Source organism: Streptomyces lushanensis, assembly GCF_001700515.1.
In the GTDB taxonomy this organism is placed as follows: domain Bacteria; phylum Actinomycetota; class Actinomycetes; order Streptomycetales; family Streptomycetaceae; genus Streptomyces; species Streptomyces lushanensis.
The window spans coordinates 1-18,392 of the sequence record NZ_MAUD01000061.1 but is presented as its reverse complement, the minus strand read 5'-3'; the positions used below and the strand labels follow the sequence as shown (position 1 = coordinate 18,392).

17 protein-coding genes and 1 tRNA gene are annotated in these 18,392 nt (G+C 69.3%); 7 read left to right on the top strand and 11 right to left on the bottom strand.

What is annotated here, in order from left to right:
* Nucleotides 1-104 precede the first annotated feature (104 nt).
* The gene (locus tag BFF77_RS05300) at nucleotides 105-740 is read right to left on the bottom strand and encodes an NUDIX domain-containing protein (RefSeq protein ID WP_066944311.1); all 636 of its coding nucleotides are present in this window, start codon (nucleotides 738-740) and stop codon (nucleotides 105-107) included.
* 408 nt (nucleotides 741-1,148) lie between these two features.
* Complete coding sequence (locus BFF77_RS05295) at nucleotides 1,149-1,583, bottom strand: VOC family protein (RefSeq protein WP_066944298.1); 435 nt, start codon at nucleotides 1,581-1,583, stop codon at nucleotides 1,149-1,151.
* Between the two features lie 551 nt (nucleotides 1,584-2,134).
* Between BFF77_RS05295 and BFF77_RS05290 the strand changes: the two genes are divergently transcribed.
* A tRNA-Ala gene (locus tag BFF77_RS05290) sits at nucleotides 2,135-2,208 on the top strand.
* Nucleotides 2,209-2,409: 201 nt separating this feature from the next.
* On the opposite strand, the gene BFF77_RS05285 is transcribed toward BFF77_RS05290, so the two are convergent.
* Nucleotides 2,410-3,453: an FAD-dependent oxidoreductase gene (locus BFF77_RS05285; RefSeq protein ID WP_066944292.1), complete on the bottom strand. Its 1,044-nt coding sequence runs from the start codon at nucleotides 3,451-3,453 to the stop codon at nucleotides 2,410-2,412.
* 100 nt (nucleotides 3,454-3,553) lie between these two features.
* On the opposite strand from BFF77_RS05285, the gene BFF77_RS05280 reads away from it, so the two are divergent.
* The gene (locus tag BFF77_RS05280) at nucleotides 3,554-4,195 is read left to right on the top strand and encodes a TetR/AcrR family transcriptional regulator (protein ID WP_066944290.1); all 642 of its coding nucleotides are present in this window, start codon (nucleotides 3,554-3,556) and stop codon (nucleotides 4,193-4,195) included.
* A 614-nt stretch (nucleotides 4,196-4,809) separates the two neighbouring features.
* On the opposite strand, the gene BFF77_RS05275 is transcribed toward BFF77_RS05280, so the two are convergent.
* On the bottom strand, nucleotides 4,810-5,475 hold the full coding sequence (locus tag BFF77_RS05275) for a TetR/AcrR family transcriptional regulator (RefSeq protein WP_066944288.1): 666 nt from the start codon (nucleotides 5,473-5,475) through the stop codon (nucleotides 4,810-4,812).
* Nucleotides 5,476-5,595: 120 nt separating this feature from the next.
* On the opposite strand from BFF77_RS05275, the gene BFF77_RS05270 reads away from it, so the two are divergent.
* The 3 genes from BFF77_RS05270 to BFF77_RS05260 all read left to right on the top strand — a co-directional run bounded on the left by BFF77_RS05270 (nucleotide 5,596) and on the right by BFF77_RS05260 (nucleotide 9,134).
* The gene (locus tag BFF77_RS05270) at nucleotides 5,596-6,627 is read left to right on the top strand and encodes an NAD(P)-dependent alcohol dehydrogenase (protein ID WP_245703266.1); all 1,032 of its coding nucleotides are present in this window, start codon (nucleotides 5,596-5,598) and stop codon (nucleotides 6,625-6,627) included.
* Between the two features lie 742 nt (nucleotides 6,628-7,369).
* Nucleotides 7,370-8,074 (top strand): GOLPH3/VPS74 family protein, encoded by a 705-nt coding sequence (locus BFF77_RS05265; RefSeq protein ID WP_066944285.1) that lies wholly within the window; start codon nucleotides 7,370-7,372, stop codon nucleotides 8,072-8,074.
* Nucleotides 8,075-8,219: 145 nt separating this feature from the next.
* Nucleotides 8,220-9,134 carry an MHYT domain-containing protein gene (locus BFF77_RS05260; protein ID WP_079124852.1) on the top strand — a complete coding sequence of 305 codons (915 nt, stop codon included), beginning with the start codon at nucleotides 8,220-8,222 and terminating at the stop codon, nucleotides 9,132-9,134.
* Between the two features lie 222 nt (nucleotides 9,135-9,356).
* On the opposite strand, the gene BFF77_RS05255 is transcribed toward BFF77_RS05260, so the two are convergent.
* The 5 genes from BFF77_RS05255 to BFF77_RS36175 form a co-directional block, all read right to left on the bottom strand.
* Nucleotides 9,357-10,148, bottom strand: coding sequence for an ABC transporter permease (locus BFF77_RS05255; protein ID WP_066944283.1), 792 nt, complete (start codon nucleotides 10,146-10,148; stop codon nucleotides 9,357-9,359).
* The gene (locus tag BFF77_RS05250) at nucleotides 10,145-11,173 is read right to left on the bottom strand and encodes an ATP-binding cassette domain-containing protein (RefSeq protein WP_066944281.1); all 1,029 of its coding nucleotides are present in this window, start codon (nucleotides 11,171-11,173) and stop codon (nucleotides 10,145-10,147) included. Before BFF77_RS05250 ends, BFF77_RS05255 begins: the two co-directional genes overlap by 4 nt.
* Nucleotides 11,174-11,270: 97 nt before the next feature.
* A complete protein-coding gene (locus BFF77_RS05245) occupies nucleotides 11,271-12,113 on the bottom strand; it encodes a DUF4097 family beta strand repeat-containing protein (RefSeq protein ID WP_066944279.1) in 843 nt (280 codons plus the stop codon).
* 212 nt (nucleotides 12,114-12,325) lie between these two features.
* On the bottom strand, nucleotides 12,326-12,847 hold the full coding sequence (locus BFF77_RS05240) for a histidine kinase (protein WP_066944277.1): 522 nt from the start codon (nucleotides 12,845-12,847) through the stop codon (nucleotides 12,326-12,328).
* Nucleotides 12,848-13,241: 394 nt separating this feature from the next.
* Nucleotides 13,242-14,858, bottom strand: a complete 1,617-nt coding sequence (locus BFF77_RS36175; RefSeq protein ID WP_066944275.1) for an AfsR/SARP family transcriptional regulator — start codon at nucleotides 14,856-14,858, stop codon at nucleotides 13,242-13,244.
* Nucleotides 14,859-15,032: 174 nt separating this feature from the next.
* Between BFF77_RS36175 and BFF77_RS32845 the strand changes: the two genes are divergently transcribed.
* Entirely contained in the window at nucleotides 15,033-15,554 is a 522-nt protein-coding gene (locus BFF77_RS32845; protein ID WP_079124850.1) for an RICIN domain-containing protein, read from the top strand.
* A gap of 389 nt (nucleotides 15,555-15,943) precedes the next feature.
* Here the strand turns inward: BFF77_RS32845 and BFF77_RS05225 are convergent, their stop codons facing one another.
* Nucleotides 15,944-16,711: an SDR family NAD(P)-dependent oxidoreductase gene (locus BFF77_RS05225; RefSeq protein WP_066944270.1), complete on the bottom strand. Its 768-nt coding sequence runs from the start codon at nucleotides 16,709-16,711 to the stop codon at nucleotides 15,944-15,946.
* A 56-nt stretch (nucleotides 16,712-16,767) separates the two neighbouring features.
* Here BFF77_RS05225 and BFF77_RS05220 point away from each other — a divergent pair, with 56 nt between their 5' ends.
* Entirely contained in the window at nucleotides 16,768-17,763 is a 996-nt protein-coding gene (locus tag BFF77_RS05220; protein ID WP_066944268.1) for an ArsR/SmtB family transcription factor, read from the top strand.
* An 86-nt stretch (nucleotides 17,764-17,849) separates the two neighbouring features.
* On the opposite strand, the gene BFF77_RS05215 is transcribed toward BFF77_RS05220, so the two are convergent.
* On the bottom strand, nucleotides 17,850-18,392 hold a 543-nt coding region (locus BFF77_RS05215; RefSeq protein ID WP_066944266.1), incomplete at its 5' end, for a Clp protease N-terminal domain-containing protein.

The following is an 18,392-nucleotide window of genomic DNA, read 5'->3' as shown; positions in this document are numbered from 1 at the left end:
GGTTGATGACAGGAAGTTACCGACGGCCCATCAGAACACATGCCAAGTGCATTGGATATGGCGTACCTCACGTTTCGTCGCGGTGAGGAATTGAGCGCATGCGATCAGTGCCGGGTGCCGGGCCCAAGGTCATCACCGTGCGCCCCTCGCAGGGGCAGCAAACTCATCAGCTTGTGAGTGAATCGGTGCATGTGGGGGTCAAGGACGGTCTCCGGTGCGGCGAGGACTTGGTCCAAGGAAAGCCACTTGATCGCGTCGAACTCGGCTTTGTCGAAGGAGGTGATCTGGCCGGTCTCTGCCCGCAGGACGTACCACAAGGACACGTCAGTGTGCGGCCCCTGGCCGCGAGTCCGTGTGACGGTCAGGAAGAATGGACGGGCGCCGATTGCCGAGGCGGGCACGGCTTCGATACGCAGCTCTTCGCGGCACTCGCGCCGGACCGTGTCCCACGGATCCTCCAGCGGCTCGACGTGGCCGCCAGTGGGGAGCCACAAGCCGGCCTCGCGGTGGGCTACGAGGAGGAGCTCTTCGCGGGTCTCGTCGAGCACGACAAAGTAGCTGACCAGGTGCTTCGCCGGGGTCGCGGGCTTCTGTGTCCTGTACAGAGGTGCCCCGCTGCCGATCCACTCCGCGGTCGCGCCAAGGTGTTCCTGCTCCTGATCGTCCCAGGGAACGATGCCGCTGAGTACGTGCGACAGCCGAGCGCGGAGTAGTTGGTCGGGAGTGTCTGAGGAATCCATGGTGCTCACGGGCACAGGATGGCAGGGAGTCACAACATCTCGCGGGGGCGGACAACTGCTGCTGAGCCCTTCTCATTGATGAAAGAGTCAGGCGTTCCCAGGAACACGCCAATGTCATCGGCCCGTTGGCAATGTTGAAGGTGGTCAGCCAGAAGGACCAGTTCCGGATTCACGCATACGCGTCACACATACGCACCACATGCGGAAGCGGCCCCGAAGCGTTCGGAAGAGTGAACCCGCTCGGGGCGGCGTTCCGGAGCGCGGCACTCGTGGGTGTGCGGGCGCTCGCCCGCAGGGACGGAATCGATCGCCGGACGGTACGGAAGGCCCTGAAGCGCCCTGGCAGGTTGGGGGTGGTTCTTCGTTCTGGCCCACGGGGGCCAGAACGCGGACAGGTTCGCCGGCTCCTCAGTCGAGACAGAACTCGTTGCCCTCGATGTCCTGCATCACGATGCACGACTCATTGAAGCCATCGGCACGCAGCAGTCGCACGCGTACCGCGCCGAGCGCGACCAGCCGTGTGCACTCGGCCTCAAGCGTGGCGAGACGCTCCTCACCCACGAGCCCGGTGCCGACCCGCACGTCGAGATGCAGCCGGTTCTTGACGACCTTGCCCTCGGGAACGCGCTGGAAGAACAGTCGCGGCCCCACACCTGAGGGATCGATGCAGGCGAACGCCGAACCGTGACGCTCAGGCGGCAGGGAGCGATCGAACTCGTCCCACGTGGCGAACCCCTTCGGTGGCGGCGGTACGACGTACCCCAACACCTCGCACCAGAAGCGAGCGACGCGCTCCGGTCGCGCACAGTCGAAGGTGACTTGGAACTGCTTGATCGATGCCATCGGTCCTCCATGACGCGAGCTGTTCACCAAGATCCCGGATGCCATCGCCGCGTGGAGAGCAGACGCGCCACCAGGGGACGCATCGATGCCCACCGCGTCGGCGTGCCATTGGTGATCTCGGTCACGGTGGGCGAGCCTGCCATGTGGTCAGCCGAGGCTCAACCAATTTTCCATCCGTCGACCGGATCGGGCCCCAGGGGAGCCGTGCCGTCCGACGCGGGCGGATACCTGGCAGCCATGGATGGAGAAGCGCGTCCACCAGCAGGCCGCCGCTTCAGACAGGGACCTCCCGCCAGAGTCCGGTGACCCAGATCCGATGACTACGTCACGGAGGTCGTGGGACTCACCCGGCATCGCGTCCTGCGGACGGGATGTTCCACATGACCGGCCCGAATGCGGCACGACTGCCGCAGACGATCGCGCGTATCAAGAACGCGACCGAGGAGGTCGGACTGCTGAGCGAGTGGAGCGGCGACCGCCATGCCGCAGTCGGCGTCCCGAAAATTCGAAAGCGGCTGAGTGCGGGTGGCTCGTATGATCGCGAGCGGGATGGGGCTCGTAGCGCAGTGGTTGTCGCGCCTTCACCGCATGTGGGAGGACGCCGGTTCGAATCCGGTCGGCCCCGTCCCGTCTGAGCTGTATCTGTTCGCTCTCCGTGAGGCTTTCGGAGTGCCGCAGATTCCACCCGGAGATCGTCCGCGGGTCGATGTGAGGCGGTTCTGCCGGCTGTGTCTGGGCTGCCACTGTCCCTGGGAGAGCTCTTCCGGGACCGGAACGGCGCTGGCCCGACCGGGCAAGAGCCGCTCGTGATGGTCTTGGTGCTTCATCAGCTCGGCATCATTCGAACCACTGAGTCACGCAGGCGGGTGTGCCTGGTGGTCACGAAGCGGTGCAGGTTCCGTGCGCCGAAGGCAACCCGCTGGGCGTTGCGGCGGCGGTCCGTGTCGTAGGCGCGGAGGGCCGACGGCAGGTTGGCAGGGCCGTGTTCGGCGACGGCCCGGGTCAGGGATTCCGCGTCGAGGATCGCCGTACAGGCGCCCTGGCCCAGGTTGGGTGTCATGGCGTGCGCGGCGTCGCCGACCAGTGCGACCTTCTCGCCGTCCACGAATGTCGGCAGGGCCGGAAACAGATGGCGCATCTCGTACCGGATCCAGGTGGACGGGTCGGTCTCGGTGAGGATCCGCGGGATCGGATCGTGCCAGCCCTCGAAGTGGCCGCGCAGCTCGTCCGCGGTGGTGGCCTCGGGTACGGCGGCGTACCAGTTGGTTCGGCCCGGCTCGATCGGGGTCATCCCGAAGAACCGGCCCTTGCCCCAGGTCTCGCCGTGGACGCCGCTCTCGAAGTCGGCGATGCCGATCCAGGCAGCTGTTCCGACGCGCTGCGGGCCACTGCGTTCGCCGAAGCGGGCCGTGCGCACGGCACTGCGTAGTCCGTCGGCACCGATCACCAGGTCGTTGACGGCTGCCAGCGCCTTCACATCCCGGACGCTCTCCTCGAACCTGAGGGGTACATCCCCGAAGGCGTCCAACTCGGCCGTCAGGGCGTCGATCAGGTAAGGCCGGGAGATCAGCAGTTCAGGGCGGCCGGCCTTCCGCTCGATCCGTTCCAGCGGGAGGCTCGCCATCACCTTCCCCGCGGGAGTGCGGATGCGCGCGCCTCGGTAGGGCACCGCGTGGCCACGGAGGGCCTCGCCCACCCCGAGCCGGTCGAGCGCGGACTGCGCGGTCGGGTGAACGGCGAACGCGGTGCCGTACCGCTCGAGTTCGGCGCGGCGTTCCAGGACCGACACCGTCCATCCCGCGCGGCGCAGCCCGATCGCCGTCGCCAGCCCACCGACTCCCGCCCCGACGACAACCGCCGTTCCGGTCATGTCACCCTCCCCGATCCACCTGGCCCTCAGAGTTCCACCACATCTGTGGTACCACGGCTGCGGTAGTGTGAGCAAGGCGCCCAGGAGAGGAGAGCGGACGGTGAATCCGGACCGGCGGGACCGGCTGCGCGACGCGGCCATCGAGGTCATGGCGAGTGCGGGCGGGCGCGGTCTGACACACCGCGCCGTCGACATGGCCGCGGAGGTGCCTCCGGGCACCACCAAGAACTACTTCCCGACCAGGGACGCCGTCCTGCGCGCGGTGGCCGAACGCTGCCTGGAGCAGTACCGCGAGATCACGAAGCACATGGCCGCCGCCGGACCGGGACCCACCGACCGCGAGGGTCTGGTGGCCATGTTCCGGGCACTCCTGGAGAACGTCGCCGGGCCCGGTCGCCCCCGACTGCTCGCCTACCTGGAACTGCAGGTCGAGGCGGCCCGCAGGCCCTGGCTGGCAGCCATCCTCGACCCCATCGCTGCCTCCGACTTCACGGGCTTCGAGCTGGCCCAGCGGGCGGCCGGACTGCCCGTCACTCCGCAGCGGGCAGCCGTCGTCACCCTCGCCCTGCACGCCGCCATCCCGCACCTGCTGGCAGGCGGCACCGACACCCTGGCCGCCGCGGGCCTGGACGACCTCGACCAATTTGTCCGCGCTTTGCTGCACGCGGTGTACCCGGACGAACCGACGTCGGCGTCGGCCGACGCTCGTGACACGAACGCCCCGAACCGCGACGAGGGATGAGCCTTCCCGCATGGCCTGCGACAACGCCCACCTGGTCCCCGAACACCCCCATTCCGCACAACCGCTGGGGGGCGTGACCGTTCGCGATGCCGCATCAGCCCGGATCCCTCATCCTCGGGTGCGACTCCGTCGATCGGGTCCGGTTGAGCCCATGCGACGTCGGAGCGGGCGTGGGCAGCTCGGCGGGCTCGGAAGGCGGGCCGCCGCGCACGCCTGCCGGTGATGCGGCTCGTCACGAAGGTGACCCCAGGAGTCACGGTGAACGCGGTCGCTCCCGGAGTCACCAGGACGGCGACCAACAGAGCTGTTTTCGACGTGCCCGGCATCGGTCGCCGTTCACGTCCGGGTGGTGGAGACCTCGCCGGTCGCTTCCTCTCGCGGATGTGCGGATGTGCGGATGTCCGGATGTGTCGATGAGCCGATGTTTCCGTGCCCGGGGCCCAGGTGCATGAGGCGTGTGTCCCGTGTCCCGTGTTCGCGGGACATCTCCCTCCTGATCGCCGTTGCCGGGGGCGGAGGTCACCGGGCCCGGCTGCACGGGGCGGTGCCGCCGCGACCTCGAAGCGCACCGCACCGCGCCGCTCCGCCGTCGCGGGCGGGCGGTGGGGGGCCCGTCAGGCCGCGGCTCGCTCAAGGGCGTTGAGGATCAGGTCCAGCCCGAACGCGAACTCGTCGCCGTAGGCGTACCCGGGACGCATCACATGAGCGGTCGCGATCTCGGTCAGGTACGGGTACTCGCCGTCGCCGAAACCGCTCATGATGGACTCCGCCACTTCCGCGGTCTCCTCCGGGGTGTCGAAGGGCAGGGTCTTCTCCTGCAGGGCGAACCCGTGGATGAAGCTGTCGAGGACCGAGACGGCGTGGGCGGTCAGGGTGAGGGAGAGCCCGCCCTCCCGCAGGCAGCCGAGCACCGCGTCGTGGTGGCGCAGGGTGGCGGGGCCCGGAGTGGAGCGTGACTCCATCAGCCCGATCGCCCAGCGGTGGCGGAACAGCACATCACGCATGGACATGGCCCGCCGCCGCATCGCCTGGCGCCACTCGTCACCCGGCGTGGGAAGTTCGACCTCGCCGAAGACCAGATCGACCATGCCGTCGAGCAGGTCCTCCTTGTTGGCCACGTGGTTGTACAGCGACATCGCCTCGACTCCGACGGCCTCGCCGAGCTTGCGCATGCTGAGCGTCTCCAGGCCACCGGTGTCGGCGAGTTCGACGGCGGCGCGGAGCACCCGCTGCCGGGTGAGCGTCTCGCGGGGCGGCTGCGCGGCGGTACGTCGGGTCATGGCGGACGGTCACTTCCTCTGGTGATGTGTTGACGAGCTTACGCCGTAAGTGCTCTACTTACGGTGTAAGTACATAGGCGTCGTACGTGCACGTGGAGACGGAACCGGAGAGCAGTGACGATGCGGAAGTCGAGCGAGCCGATCGCGACCGCCGGTGAGACCGGGACGATGACGGCCGTCGTGCAGGAGCGGTACGGCACCGAGCCGGAAGCCGTGCTGCGCACGGCGCGACTGGTCCGGCCCGGCATCGGACCGGACGAGGTACTGGTACGGGTGCGGGCTTCCAGCGTGGACCGGGGAACCTGGCACATGATGGCCGGACTGCCGTACGCGGTCCGGCCCGTGAGCGGCCTGCGCGGGCCGAAACTGCCCAACCCCGGCCGCAGCTTCGCCGGTGTCGTCGAGGCGGCCGGCTCGGGAGTGACCGGGTTCGCGCCGGGCGACGAGGTGTACGGCACGGCAGCCGCCGCGTTCGCCGACTACGTTGCCGCCCGTCCCGACAGGATCGCGCCCAAGCCTGCCGGACTCACCTTCGAGGAGGCGGCGACGGTACCCGTCAGCGCCCTCACCGCGCTGCAGGCGGTTCGCGACCAGGGCAAGGTCCAGGAAGGCCGGCAGGTCCTGATCACGGGAGCCGCCGGCGGCGTGGGCACCTTCGCCGTCCAGCTCGCCCACGCGATCGGCGCCCGGGTCACGGCCGTCGCGAGCACTTCCAAGCTCCACGCCGTACGGGCGCTGGGCGCGGATCACGTGATCGACTACACCCGCGAAGACTTCCTCGCCGGCCCGCGACGCTACGACGCCATCATCGACATCGCGGGCAACCGCGTTCTTCGGGATCTGCACCGTGCCCTGACACCCCGCGGCAGGCTGATCATCACCGGCGGGGAGACGAACGGCGTCTGGCTCGGCGGCACCGATCGGCAGCTCCGCGCACAGATGCTGTCCCCGTTCACCGGCCGGCACCTGGGCACCTTCATCGCATCCGAACACAGCGACGGGCTGCGCGACCTGACCGCGCTTATCGACACGGGCGCGCTCAGCCCTCTCGTGGACCGCGTGTACCCGCTCACCGAGACCGCCGCAGCCGTCCGGCACCTCCTCAACGGCCACGTCACGGGCAAGCTCGCACTCACCCTGCCCGCCGAGTGACCACGCGGGAGCGTCATCGACGACGACCCGTTGCACGTACTCGTCGTCGTGTGGGCCCCCGCGCCTGTCGCAAGTGACAGGCCCGGGGCAGAGCCCAGCGCGGCGCCGGACGTAGCCCTTTGCCGCCGGTCAGCCTCGTGGGATCTGCAAACGGGCCCGGGTGCTCCGGCGAGCTCACCGATGCAGCCCCATGGCGTCGCAGGATGTAGAGGTCCCGGTTGTCGGGGTCGCCGATGTGGACGAACAGTTTCGGATGCCCGGAGGTCCCGAATACCTCCCAGGCGTCCATGGAGCACTCGTCGACGGACACGACCACCTCCCCGATCAGACAGCCCGGACTCGACCGTGCCGACGAGCGGTATCGCCAGGCCACAGTTCCCTGGCCTGGCCGACCCGAGGACGGGGCAGGGTGGTGGAACCGGCGGGTTCCCCGCCGCCTGGAGGCCGCGGCCTCGGAGTACCGCGGGGGAGACTGGCCCTTGGGCTGGGAAAGCACACCGTTTCCCAGGCCGGAGGCCGTTGAGGTCATCACCTGGGAGTGACCTTGTCCGAAGGGGTCCGCCTCGAGGGAACCAGTCTCGACGGAACCAGTCAGGAGAAGCAGGCGCGTTCGTGTCGGCGGGGGGTGCCGAACGCGTGGCCCGCGGGTGCCGGCCCGTGTGGGCGCTTCGGGTTTGCCGCAACCGTCCGGTCGTTGTCCGGCGTGGTACCGGGCGGCGCACCTATCCGGGAGGACACCACGATGGACGAGAGACCGCCGCTGATGACACTGCCCGACGAGCTGTTGCTGCTCTGCGCGGACCCGCGGACCAAGAGGCTCAAACTTCCCCCTTACTTCAACCGCGCACTCGCGGGAGCCGTGCTCGCCGAGTTCGAACTGCGCGGCGCCATCACGATTTTCGACAACTCGATCACCACCGTTCAGCCGCTCACCCTGGGGGAACCGGTCGCCGACCGGATCCTCGGCGCCCTTGTGCTCGATGTGCAGCTCGGCCGCCCCGGTGCCAAGCAGACGCGGCTGCTGGGTCTCGACACGAACTACTCGGGCCTTTCCGGCCCCGCCCCGGAGCGTCCTTTCGCCCGCCGCGTCGCCCGCGCCCGCGTCAACATGCGCGCTGTCGTGGCCGCGGAGGCGCCTCCCCGTGGGCTCACGCAGTGGATCCAGCTCTTCTCCCACAACCTCGACAAGGACTACCGCGAGTCCATGGAGGCCCGCGGCCTGCTGACCGCGGACCGTCAGCGTGTGCTGGGGCTGGTGCCCTGGACCACCTGGTCCGCCGCACCGGGAGCCGCGGCACTGGCCCACTCCCGCCCGACCGGTCGCCGCGGTCTTCAGCTCGACGCGATCGCCGCCACCGTCGGCCTCGTACCGTCCGCCGCCCCCGCCGGTCCCATCGCTGCCGCCGTGTCCGTCGTCATCGAGAACGACAAGCGCCGCAGAGACTGAGGTCCGCACACGGGCACCGGAGCACCGAACACCTTTATCAACAAGTGACCGCACGGACGTTTGCCACCGGACCGGTCGGCTCTATGGTCACCACAGCTGAACCGTTTCTGCACATGGTTCACACAAGGTGAAGGGCGTACCGCTCATGCAGGGCACGGTCGACGGTTTCAACTACGGCGCTGTCACACCGGTGGCGGCCTTTCTCATGGCGTGCCTGGGAAGCGCTCTCGGGCTTCGCTGTACCACCAGGTCACTGCGGACGGCACGGTCCTGGCGGACCGGCTGGCTCGCGCTCGGCGCGATGTCCATCGGCGCCGGCATCTGGACCATGCACTTCATCGCCATGCTCGGATTCCGGGTGGAAGAGACACCCATCAGCTATGACATGCCGGTCACCCTGGCCAGTCTCGCGGTGGCGGTCGTCGTCGTCGGTATCGGGGTCTTCATCGTCGGCTACCGGGGCGCGACCCGAGTGACACTGCTCTCCGCCGGTGCGATCACCGGTCTCGGGGTCGCCGCCATGCACTATCTCGGCATGTCCGGAATCCGGCTGCACGGGACGCTGGAGTACAGCGTTCCGACGGTCGTTCTCTCCGTGGTGATCGCGGTCGTCGCCGCCACCGCCGCGCTCTGGGCCGCCGTGTCGGTCCATGGTTTCCTCGCGAGTCTCGGCGCCAGCATGGTGATGGGCGTCGCCGTGACCGGGATGCACTACACGGGCATGGCCGCGGTCACCGTCCAACTGCACAACACCTCCGGTGCCTTCGACGGGGGCAATTCACTGACCTCACTCGTCTTCCCCATGCTGCTCGGCCCGATAATCTTCCTCGTACTGGCGGGCGTCGTGGTGATGTTCGATCCCCTGCTGGTGCTCGGCGACGGCGAGTGGGCCGAGTCGGCGGCCGTCGAGCGGACATCGCCCGCTCGACGGGACCGCCCGAACAGCGGCCCGGGCGGTCGTCCGGGCAACGGAGATATGAGCCACGGTCCATGGGAGGGCGGCCGCAGGCCCGTGGACCCGCCCCCGCGCCGCGACTCCCCGGACGTCCACAACTGGTGACCCGGGACCCGCGCCGTCGCCCGTGGAGAGCCGGCGGCAGGGGAGCCGGCGCCGGAGAAGCGGCGTCCGTCGGCCGTACGGTCCCGCCGGCCGCACGATCGCGCGGGACCGGTGGGTGGCGGAGATGGCGGCAGGGCGGCGTACGCCGACGTGGTGTCGGGGTACGCCGCCCTGGGGCGGGACGTGCCGCGGCCGGGGGCCGCCGGCCAAGTCCCTCTGCCGCTACCTCGGGTCGCGGCTGAACAGTGACTGGGACCAGAAGCAGCCGAGCACGGCCAGCACCAGGCACCAGGCGACGGCCAGCCAGCCGTTGTGGCCGATCTCGGTGCCCAGCAGCAGTCCGCGCAGGGTCTCGATGGCCGGGGTGAACGGCTGGTACTCGGCGATCGGCCGGAACCAGCCCGGCATCGCGTCGACCGGCACGAAGGCGCTGGAGATGAACGGCAGGACCACCAGCGGCAGGGCGTTGTTGCTGGCCGCCTCGGCGTTCGGGCTGGACAGGCCCATCCCTACCGCGATCCAGGTGAACGCCAGGGAGACGAGCGTCAATAGCCCCAGCGCCAGGATCCACTCCACGGCGGTGGCATCCGTGGACCGGAACCCGATGGCCACCGCGACGGCCCCGACGAGGACCACGCTCATCACACACTGCAGCACACTGCCGATGACATGCCCGATGAGCACCGACCCGCGGTGGATCGCCATCGTACGGAAGCGGGCGATGATGCCCTCGTTCATGTCCGTGGAGACGGACACGGCGCTGCCGATCGTGGTGCCGCCGATGGTCAGCAGCAGGATGCCGGGGACGAGATACGCGATGTACGCGGAGCGGTCAGCCCCGCCGTCCTCGATGCCGGCGCTCATCACATCGCCGAAGACGTAGACGAAGAGCAGCAGCATCATGATCGGCGTGAGCAGCAGGTTCAGGGTGAGGGACGGGTAGCGCCGCGCGTGCAGCAGGTTGCGGCGCAGCATGGTGTTCGAGTCGCGTACGGCGAGGGAGAGGGAGCTCATCGGGCAGTCTCCTTGGACCGGCCGGGCCGGCTCGGCTGGTTGGGGTCGTCGGTGCCGCTGGTTCCGTCGGTCCTGGTGCCGCCGGTCAGGGCGAAGAACACGTCGTCGAGGTCGGGGGTGTGGACGGTCAGTTCGTCCGCCTCGATACCGGCCGAGTCCAGCCGGTCGAGGATGGAGCGCAGTTCACGCTGGCTGCCGTCGCTGGGGATGGACAGCGACAGGGCCTCGTCGTCCCGGGTGACCTCGCTCAGGGCGACGGCGGCGGACCGGTAGGCGGACGGGTCGGTGAAGCGGAGCCGTACGTGTCCGCCGGGGATGAGCCGCTTCAGGTCGTCGGCGCTTCCTTCGGCGGCGATCCTGCCGTCGTTCAGTACGGCAATGCGGTCGGCGAGTTCGTCGGCCTCCTCCAGGTACTGGGTGGTGAGGAAGACGGTCACACCGTCGGAGACGAGCTCGCGGATGATCTGCCACATGTTGTGGCGGCTGCGCGGGTCGAGACCGGTGGTCGGTTCGTCGAGGAAGATGATCCGAGGGTTGCCGACGAGGGTCATGGCGAGGTCGAGACGGCGCTTCATGCCGCCCGAGTAGCTGGAGGCGGGCTTCTTCGCGGCCTCGGCCAGGTCGAAGCGCTCCAGGAGTTCGGCGGCGACCCGCCGTCCTTCGCGCTTGGACAGATGGTGCAGGTCCGCCATGAGGAGCATGTTCTCCTCGCCGGTGATCAGGCCGTCGACGGCGGAGAACTGCCCGGTGACACCGATCGCGGCGCGCACCCCGTCCGGTGAGGAGGCGATGTCGTGGCCCGCGACCTGGGCCTGCCCCCCGTCGGCGGTGATGAGCGTGGACAGGATTTTCACCGCGGTGGTCTTGCCGGCGCCGTTCGGCCCGAGCAGTGCGAACACGGACCCGGCCGGGATGCGCAGATCGATACCGTCGAGGACGAGCTTGTCGCCGTACGACTTGCGCAGACCGACGGTGGAGACGGCGGCCGGAGGCAGGTGACCGTCACTCCTTTTGGATGTGGGCATGACAGAAGAAGGCATGAGGCCCTCCCGTTCGAAGGCTGAAGCGGCTGGGGGAGTGAGTGCGCTGAGGACGGTTCTTCCGAGGGCGGTTCTTCCGGGGTCAGGCCTTGGCGCGGCGGACGTCGATGTTGCCGTGCCGGGTGCGGGCGCGGACCGTGACCGTGTCCTCGGTCTTGTCCGGGGTCTCGGACGAGGTGAGTGTGTTGCGTACCTGGCCGGAGCCCGAGCTGACGTCGAGCCAGGCGGCCGTGCCCTCGCGTACGCCGACCTCGATGGCGCCGTACGCGGTCTCCAACTGAACGGTGCCGCTTGCCACTTCACCCACGCGCAGAGTGCCGTGGGCGGTGGTGGCGGTGACGGAGTCCTCGGCGCGCCGGATCTCGATGTCACCGTTGGCGCCGCTCACCCGTAGCTCGCCGGTCGCGGCGCCGACGGTCGTGGTGCCGTGCGAGTTCTTCAGGACGGCGCGGCCGTCGACGAGGCCGACGCGCAGGCTGCCGGAGCTGGTGGTGATCTCGGCCGTGCCCTCGACCCGGTCCACGGTGATCGAGCCGTGCGACGCGGTCAGCTTCAGCGGGCCGGTCGTGTCGAGACGGACGTCGCCGGACGAGGTCTTCACGCGGACCTCGCCGAGCCGGCCCTCACCGAGCACCTGGGTCCAGGCACCGGTCATGTCGACGCGTGAGCCGGTGGGCAGTTCGATCGTCACGTCGACGGTGCCGGTGCGGCCGAACAGATTGGACTTGGGTGTCCTGACGGTCAGTACGCCGCTCGCGTACGTGACCTCGGTCTGGTCGACCGCCTTCACGTCCTGGTCCCGCTTCGGGTCGCGGGGCTGCAGCTCGACGACGGTGTCGGGGCGGTCGCCCGCGGTGAACTGGATGGAACCGGCCTCCACGTGCGCGGTGACCGAGATCGGTTCGGGAGTGTCGAAATTGGGCATGGCTGTGCCGTCCTCTGGGGTCTTAGGGACGTCCCCGCTGGTGGGACGTGGTGTGAATGAAGTGAACGAAGTGGGTGACGTGGTGCGGGCGGTGGTGTGGTGGGGCCCGTTTTCCGGATCTTGCCGGGCTCGCGTGCGGGCGGTGACATCGGCCGCTCCAGCGGCGGGCACTCCCTGATCCGGCTGATCCGGCCGGATCCGGAAAGCAGGACCTAGCGCACCCAGCCCGTGAAGCTCTGTCCGACGGCCTGCGCCTTCTCCGTCGTACGCGGCCGGGCACCGCCGTCGACCGCGGCCGACACGGCGCGTACCAGCCAGGCGTTGACCGACAGGCCCTCGCGGCTCGCGGACTCCTCGGCGCGTGCCTTGAGGTGGGCCGGCAGACGCAGATTGACGCGGGCGGTGCCGCCCTCGTCGCCGTCGGCGGGCGCCTGCGTGTGGAGTGGTTCGACAGACACGGCCGGCTCCGCCGGGGCGGTGCCGCCGTCGGCGGGCGGTGCTGTCACCACGAAGTCGGGGTCGAGCCCTCGGAGCCGTACGTCGACCGAGCCGGGGGCGATTTCACGGGTGATCTCGTCCATCGCGGCGGAGAGCACATTGAGCATGGCCAGCCGGGTCGCCGACTCCAGGGGAGCGGTGAGCCTCTCGGCCAGCTCGCGGGCTTCGTCGCCGCCGGCTTCAGCGGCCACCGCGAGTTCACGGCGGAGGGTGTCGATATACGGAGTGAGGTCCATGGCGTCATCATGGCACCACAATGGCTCCATATGCAAGGCATGGGGTGACGCCTCGGGGTTGATGTGTGGATTCACTGGCTCTGACCTGCGAAAACGCACTGGCGCCTAGCTGGGTGACGGTGGCGCCATGGGTGCCCATGTGGGCGTGGGGACATGGAAATGGCGCCGCGCGGCGTCAGATGGTGCCAAGTCGCGCCACCTGGCGTCATGTGGTGCCACGCGATGTCACGAGGGGCCCTCGCCTCCGCGTCGGGTCCACCCGAGTCACTGGCTCCTCCGGCGGTTCGTACCCGTGCCTCTCCTGGGGCGCCGGTGTCGCCGAGACGGACTTGGACCGCCGCCGGTGGTCCTTTCTTCGCCGCTTCGGTATCGAACACACGGAAAAATGGGGAGCTCAGGGCTCAAGGAGTTGCTGAAGATCTCTTACCTGTGTCCCGTAGCGCGTGTTCGAGCCCTCCAGGACCGCCGCCCTCAGGACATCAGGTCTCACGTCCGCGATGTGACGTGGAGAGGTGATTCCGCGCGTGTGCTCGTAGTTGGAGACAATGACATCGAGGTAGACCGGCGCTTTGAGTCGCCATCCCCGAAGCAGAAGCATTTGGGAAATCGCCGGGTAAGGTGTGTAGACCGGATTGGCCAGCCAGGTGCGCAATACGGCCGCCGAGACGCTGAAGTCCACGCCGGCTCTGTCCAGTGCCTTGATGAGGGCGGGGACGAGTGCGGGCGCGTTCTGGTCCGGGTTCAGCTTGATGAGCTCGTCGTAGAGTCGCACCGCGTCTACGGTCGCCGCTTGTGCGTCTTTTATTCTGCCCTCTTGGTCGAATTCCTCGGCGGCGGCGAAAAGCGCTTGTGCGCGTGCGATCGTGGGTGAGATCGACGGTGAATCGTCGCTCTTGTCCCGCTGGAAGATGTGCACCGAGCCGATCGCGGCGGGCAGGACGACCGCGACCAGGGCGGCCAGCACGGTGCGTCGGGGGATCAGCCTCAACTGCGCCCGCGTCAGTGGGGTGTGGGTCGCGACCGCGGTGACGCGCCCGGACAACGTCGTGAGCAGCCGCGGCTTTTCGGCGGAGGCGGGTTCAAGGGTGGCAGTGTGATCCGTCGCCAGGAGACCTGCGTCGGGTGGCACGGCGGGTGACTCGTCACCGCCCACGGGTTCGGGATCGGGCCGGTGTGGGGCTGACGCGGAAGTCGACGCTGCGGGACGCGGCTGCGGTCGCGGGGGCGGCGGCGTGACATTCCTTGCCGCTGCGACGGAATCCCTTGGCGGGGGCGGCAGTTCGCCGTTCAGGACGGCCCGATGCAGGGCACGTAACTCAGGACCGGGGTCGGTGCCCAGCTCGTCGGCCAGCCGTTGCCGGACGGCGGAGTAGCGGTCGAGGGCTTCCGCACCCCGCCCCGTCGCGTGCAGCGCTCGCATGAGCAGGGTTTCGAAGGGCTCGACCAGCGGATACTCAGCGGCGAGATCGGGCAACGTGGTGATCACCGTGGCGGGATGGCCGAGGCGCAGCTCGATCTGCGCCCACTGCACCACCGCGTCCAACCGTCGCTGCTGCCAACTGTCCCGGACCTGCGCCGCCCATCCTCCCGGAAGCCCGGCCAGGGGCGATCCCCGCCACAAGCGCAACGCCTCGGCGAGCTCGGCGGCCCGAGCGTCGTCGCCGCGCTGCCGGTCGCTGCCTTGCTCGACCAAGCGCCGAAAGCGGTGGAGATCCGCCAGATCCGGGTCGACGTCGAGCACATAGCCGGCATGCCGACGCTCGATCTGTGCCGTTGTCCCGTCGGCGAGACTGGTCGCCTGTGTCAGCAGCCGCCGGATCCGGCTCAGGTGCGAATACAGCACAGCTCGGGGATTGGCGGGCGGGGTGTGGTCCCAGACCCGGTGGATGAGCGTCTCGATCGCGACCGGTCGTCGCGCGTCGACGACCAGTGCGGCCAACACGGCCTGCTGCCTCGGTGTTCCCACTTCGAGTGACCGGCCCGCCGACCATAACTCCATCTCGCCGAACATCCGGAATTCCACTTGTTCCCCCCAAGTGATCGACTGCGCCGGAAAAGCCGCCCGAGTGCTCGATGCTGGCCGATCCGCAAGGTCGCCGCAAGGTTCGCGAGCAGGGCACGACGTCATGGTGGAGGCCGCCGCCGGAGCGACCGGCCCGGCGGGAATCGCCCCGAGGGGGAAGCAATGCGCATTCGTAGCATCGCGGCGGTGTCGGTCACCGCCGTGGCCATGGGAATGGCGCTGGCCACATCGCCGGCGCAGGCGGCGGTCGCCGTTTCGTACGGCCCCTACCAGTTCAAAAATGATTACAGCCATCTGTGCATGGATGTGGCCAATGGCTCAAAAGCCGATGGTGCCCGGATTCAGCAATGGGACTGTTACGGCGGGACACCGGAGAAGTGGCGACTGGACGTGGTCAGCACCATCAACGGTGTGAACTACTACGCGTTCGTCAACATGAACAGCGGCAAGTGCCTCGACGTCCCGAACGGCAGCACGGCCGCGGGTGTCGAACTGCACCAGTGGAGCTGCTGGAGCGGCGACATGCAGCAATGGGCGCTGTACAGAGCCGGCACCGACTCCCTGACCATCAGGAACCTCAAGAGCGGTCTCTGCGTGGACGTCAAGGACTGGGGCGGTGCGGGCGCGGCCCTCCAGCAGTGGCACTGCAATGAACTCGGAGTGCAGACCTGGCAGTACAGCTGATCCTCGGCCGTGACACCGGCCGCCGGTGAGCCGCCCCGCCTGTTCGGTGGTGGCGGTCCCGTAGCCGTACGCCCGTGGCGGCGAGACGGTGACGGCGAGCTCGAAGCGCCGGCCGCGGTGCCAATACAGCCGTAGGGACGTGAACGGTGGGCTCCGCCGCTCTCCGCGGAGGGCGGCGGAGCGCCGACGGGAGGCGCGGGTCGCCGTGGATCGTGGCACTGGCACTGGCACTGGCGATGACCGTGTCGAGGACCGGCTCAAGGGCGAGGTCGAGGTCCTCGCGGATCGGATCCCGTGGGTGCGCCGCGCGGCGCGCGGCGGTCAGGAGGGAACACACCGCCCTGGCGCAGATGATGGCCGGGAGCAGACGAGCGTCCGGCGGCTCAGCCTCAGTCCACCGGCCCGCCGGCGACGTAGATGACCTGGCCGGAGACGAACCCCGCGGCCGGATGTACGAGGTAGGAGGCGGTGTGTGCGATGTCCTCAGGCCGGCCGACTCGGCCGACGGGAATCGACCGCACGGCCCGGCGCTGGAACTCCTCGAAGCTGAGGCCGAGCCGACGGGCCGAGGCCCTGGTCATGTCGCTGACGACGAATCCCGGCGCGATGGTGTTGGCCGTGACCCCATGCTGTCCGAGCTGGAGCGCGAGGGACTTGGTGAAGCCGATCAGACCGGCCTTCGCGCCGGCGTAGTCGACACGGGCGGCGTCGCCGACGGCGGAGATGCTCGACATGGTGACGACGCGTCCCCAGCCCGCGGCCACCATGTACGGGCACACCGCCCTGGTGACGAGGAAAGTGCCGCGCAGATTGACCCCCATGACCATGTCCCACTGCTCCGTGGTCATGTCCACGAGGTCTGCTCGGGGGCCCACGCCGGCGTTGTTGACCAGCACCGTCGGGGGCCCCAGCTCTTCCGCGACCCGGGCGACGGCGGCGGTGACCGCCGCCTCGTCGGCGACATCGGCGGCGACGGCCATCGCCGAGCCGCCGTTGCCGGTGATGGCCTCGACGGTGGCGGCGCAGTCGGCCTCGTCCAGGTCGACCACGCCGACCGCCAGACCGTCCTGCCCGAGCCGCTCGGCCACCGCGGCGCCGATTCCGCGTGCGGCGCCGGTGACGATCGCCGTGCGGCGTACCTCAGTTGTCTGTGTCATGGACCCAAGTGCACGGCACCGACGTTCCGCCGCCAAGCGATGTAGCGTATGGCTCAATGATCAGCTTCGTACTCGACGTCGAGGATCTCGCGAACACGCGGTTCGCCGTCTCACCCCTGCATGAAACCCTCCTCAGCCTGCGGGTGTTGCAGGATCCCGGCCTGTCCGCGCTGCACCTTCCCTGGCGCCGGTCCGTCCTCGGCGGACTCGGCCCGCCGGACACCGGTCTGCTGATGTCACTGGTCGCCCGCAGGCGCACCCTCCCCGACTTCCTGACGCCCCGACCCACCGGCTTCGCGCCGGCCTTCGAGGAACAGCTCGGCGTCGTCCGCCGGTCGTCGCCCGCCCAGGTCCGACACGATCTCCTCCTCGCGCACGCGCCGGATCCGCTTCCCGAAGCCCTGCACGCCGCGACCACTGCCGACGACAGCGCTGTCGCCGCACTCCGCGACGCCATCTGTGCGCTGTTGCGCCGATACTGGGAGGCGGCCATCGAGCCGATGTGGCCCCGGATACGACTCGTCCTGGAAGCCGACATGACCTACCGCGCGCGGCAACTCGCCCGGGGAGGCGCCCGGCTGCTGTTCGCCGACATGCACCCGGACCTGCGCTGGCAGAGCGGAGCGCTGCACATAGACAAAATGATCAGCAGACACCGCGTTATGGCATCCGGTCAGGGTCTGCTCCTCGTGCCGTCGGTGTTCGCCCACAAGCCCGCGCCCCCCGTCGGCCCGGAGGTCCCGCCACGGCTCGTATATCCGAGCCGTGGCGTGGCCACGCTGTGGGAGCCGGCGCAGGCCGCCGATGTGACCGTTCTCGCCTCTCTGCTTGGCGCGCCCCGGGCACGACTGCTGCGTCTCGTCGAAGAGCCGCTGCCCACGGTGGAGATCGCCCGTCGCCTCGGGGTGACGCCGAGTGCCGTCTCCCAGCACCTGCGTGTGCTGTACGCCGCGGGTCTGGTCAGCCGGGCGCGCGATGGACGGCGGGTCCTGTACCGGCGTAGCGCGCTCGGTGACCAGCTCACGGCCGGCGCCGGCCCGACCGCACCGTAGCTCCGGACGGTCGTGCCGTTCCGGACAGGAGCCCGGCCCCTTCACGCGGCCGTTGCCGCGTCCGAGGGCCGTGCGGCGCGCCATGGCTAATCCTGGAGCTTCTCCCGGATCGCCGCCAGCGCGGCGGACACGTGCTCCTCGGTGCTCGTCTTGTCGAGGCCGAGCCCGCTGAGCACGCCCTCGCCGTTCTCCTGCTCCAGCAGGGCCAGCAACACGTGCTCCGTGCCGACGTAGTTGTGGCCCAGTCGCAGTCCCTCGCGGAAGGTGAGTTCGAGGGCCTTCTTCGCCTGGGCGTCGAAGGGCACGAGGTCGGGCACGGGCTCACCGGAGGGCTCCGGCAGTGCCTCGGCCACGGCCTCCGCGACCGTCTCCAGCGGTACGCCCTGGGCGACGAGCACCTGTGCGGCCACCCCTTCGGGGTCGTCGAGCAGGCCGAGCACGAGATGCCCCGTGCCGATCTGCGTGTGCCCCCCTTCGCGGGCCTTGTTCTGGGACGCCACGACGACGCTCCTTGCCCTCGGGGTGAACCGGGAGAAGTCCTGGTTCGCGCCGGGCGCCGGCTCGTCCTTCGTCACGAACCGCTTCTGGGCGGCCTGTCGTGTGACGCCCATGGACCGGCCGATCTCGGT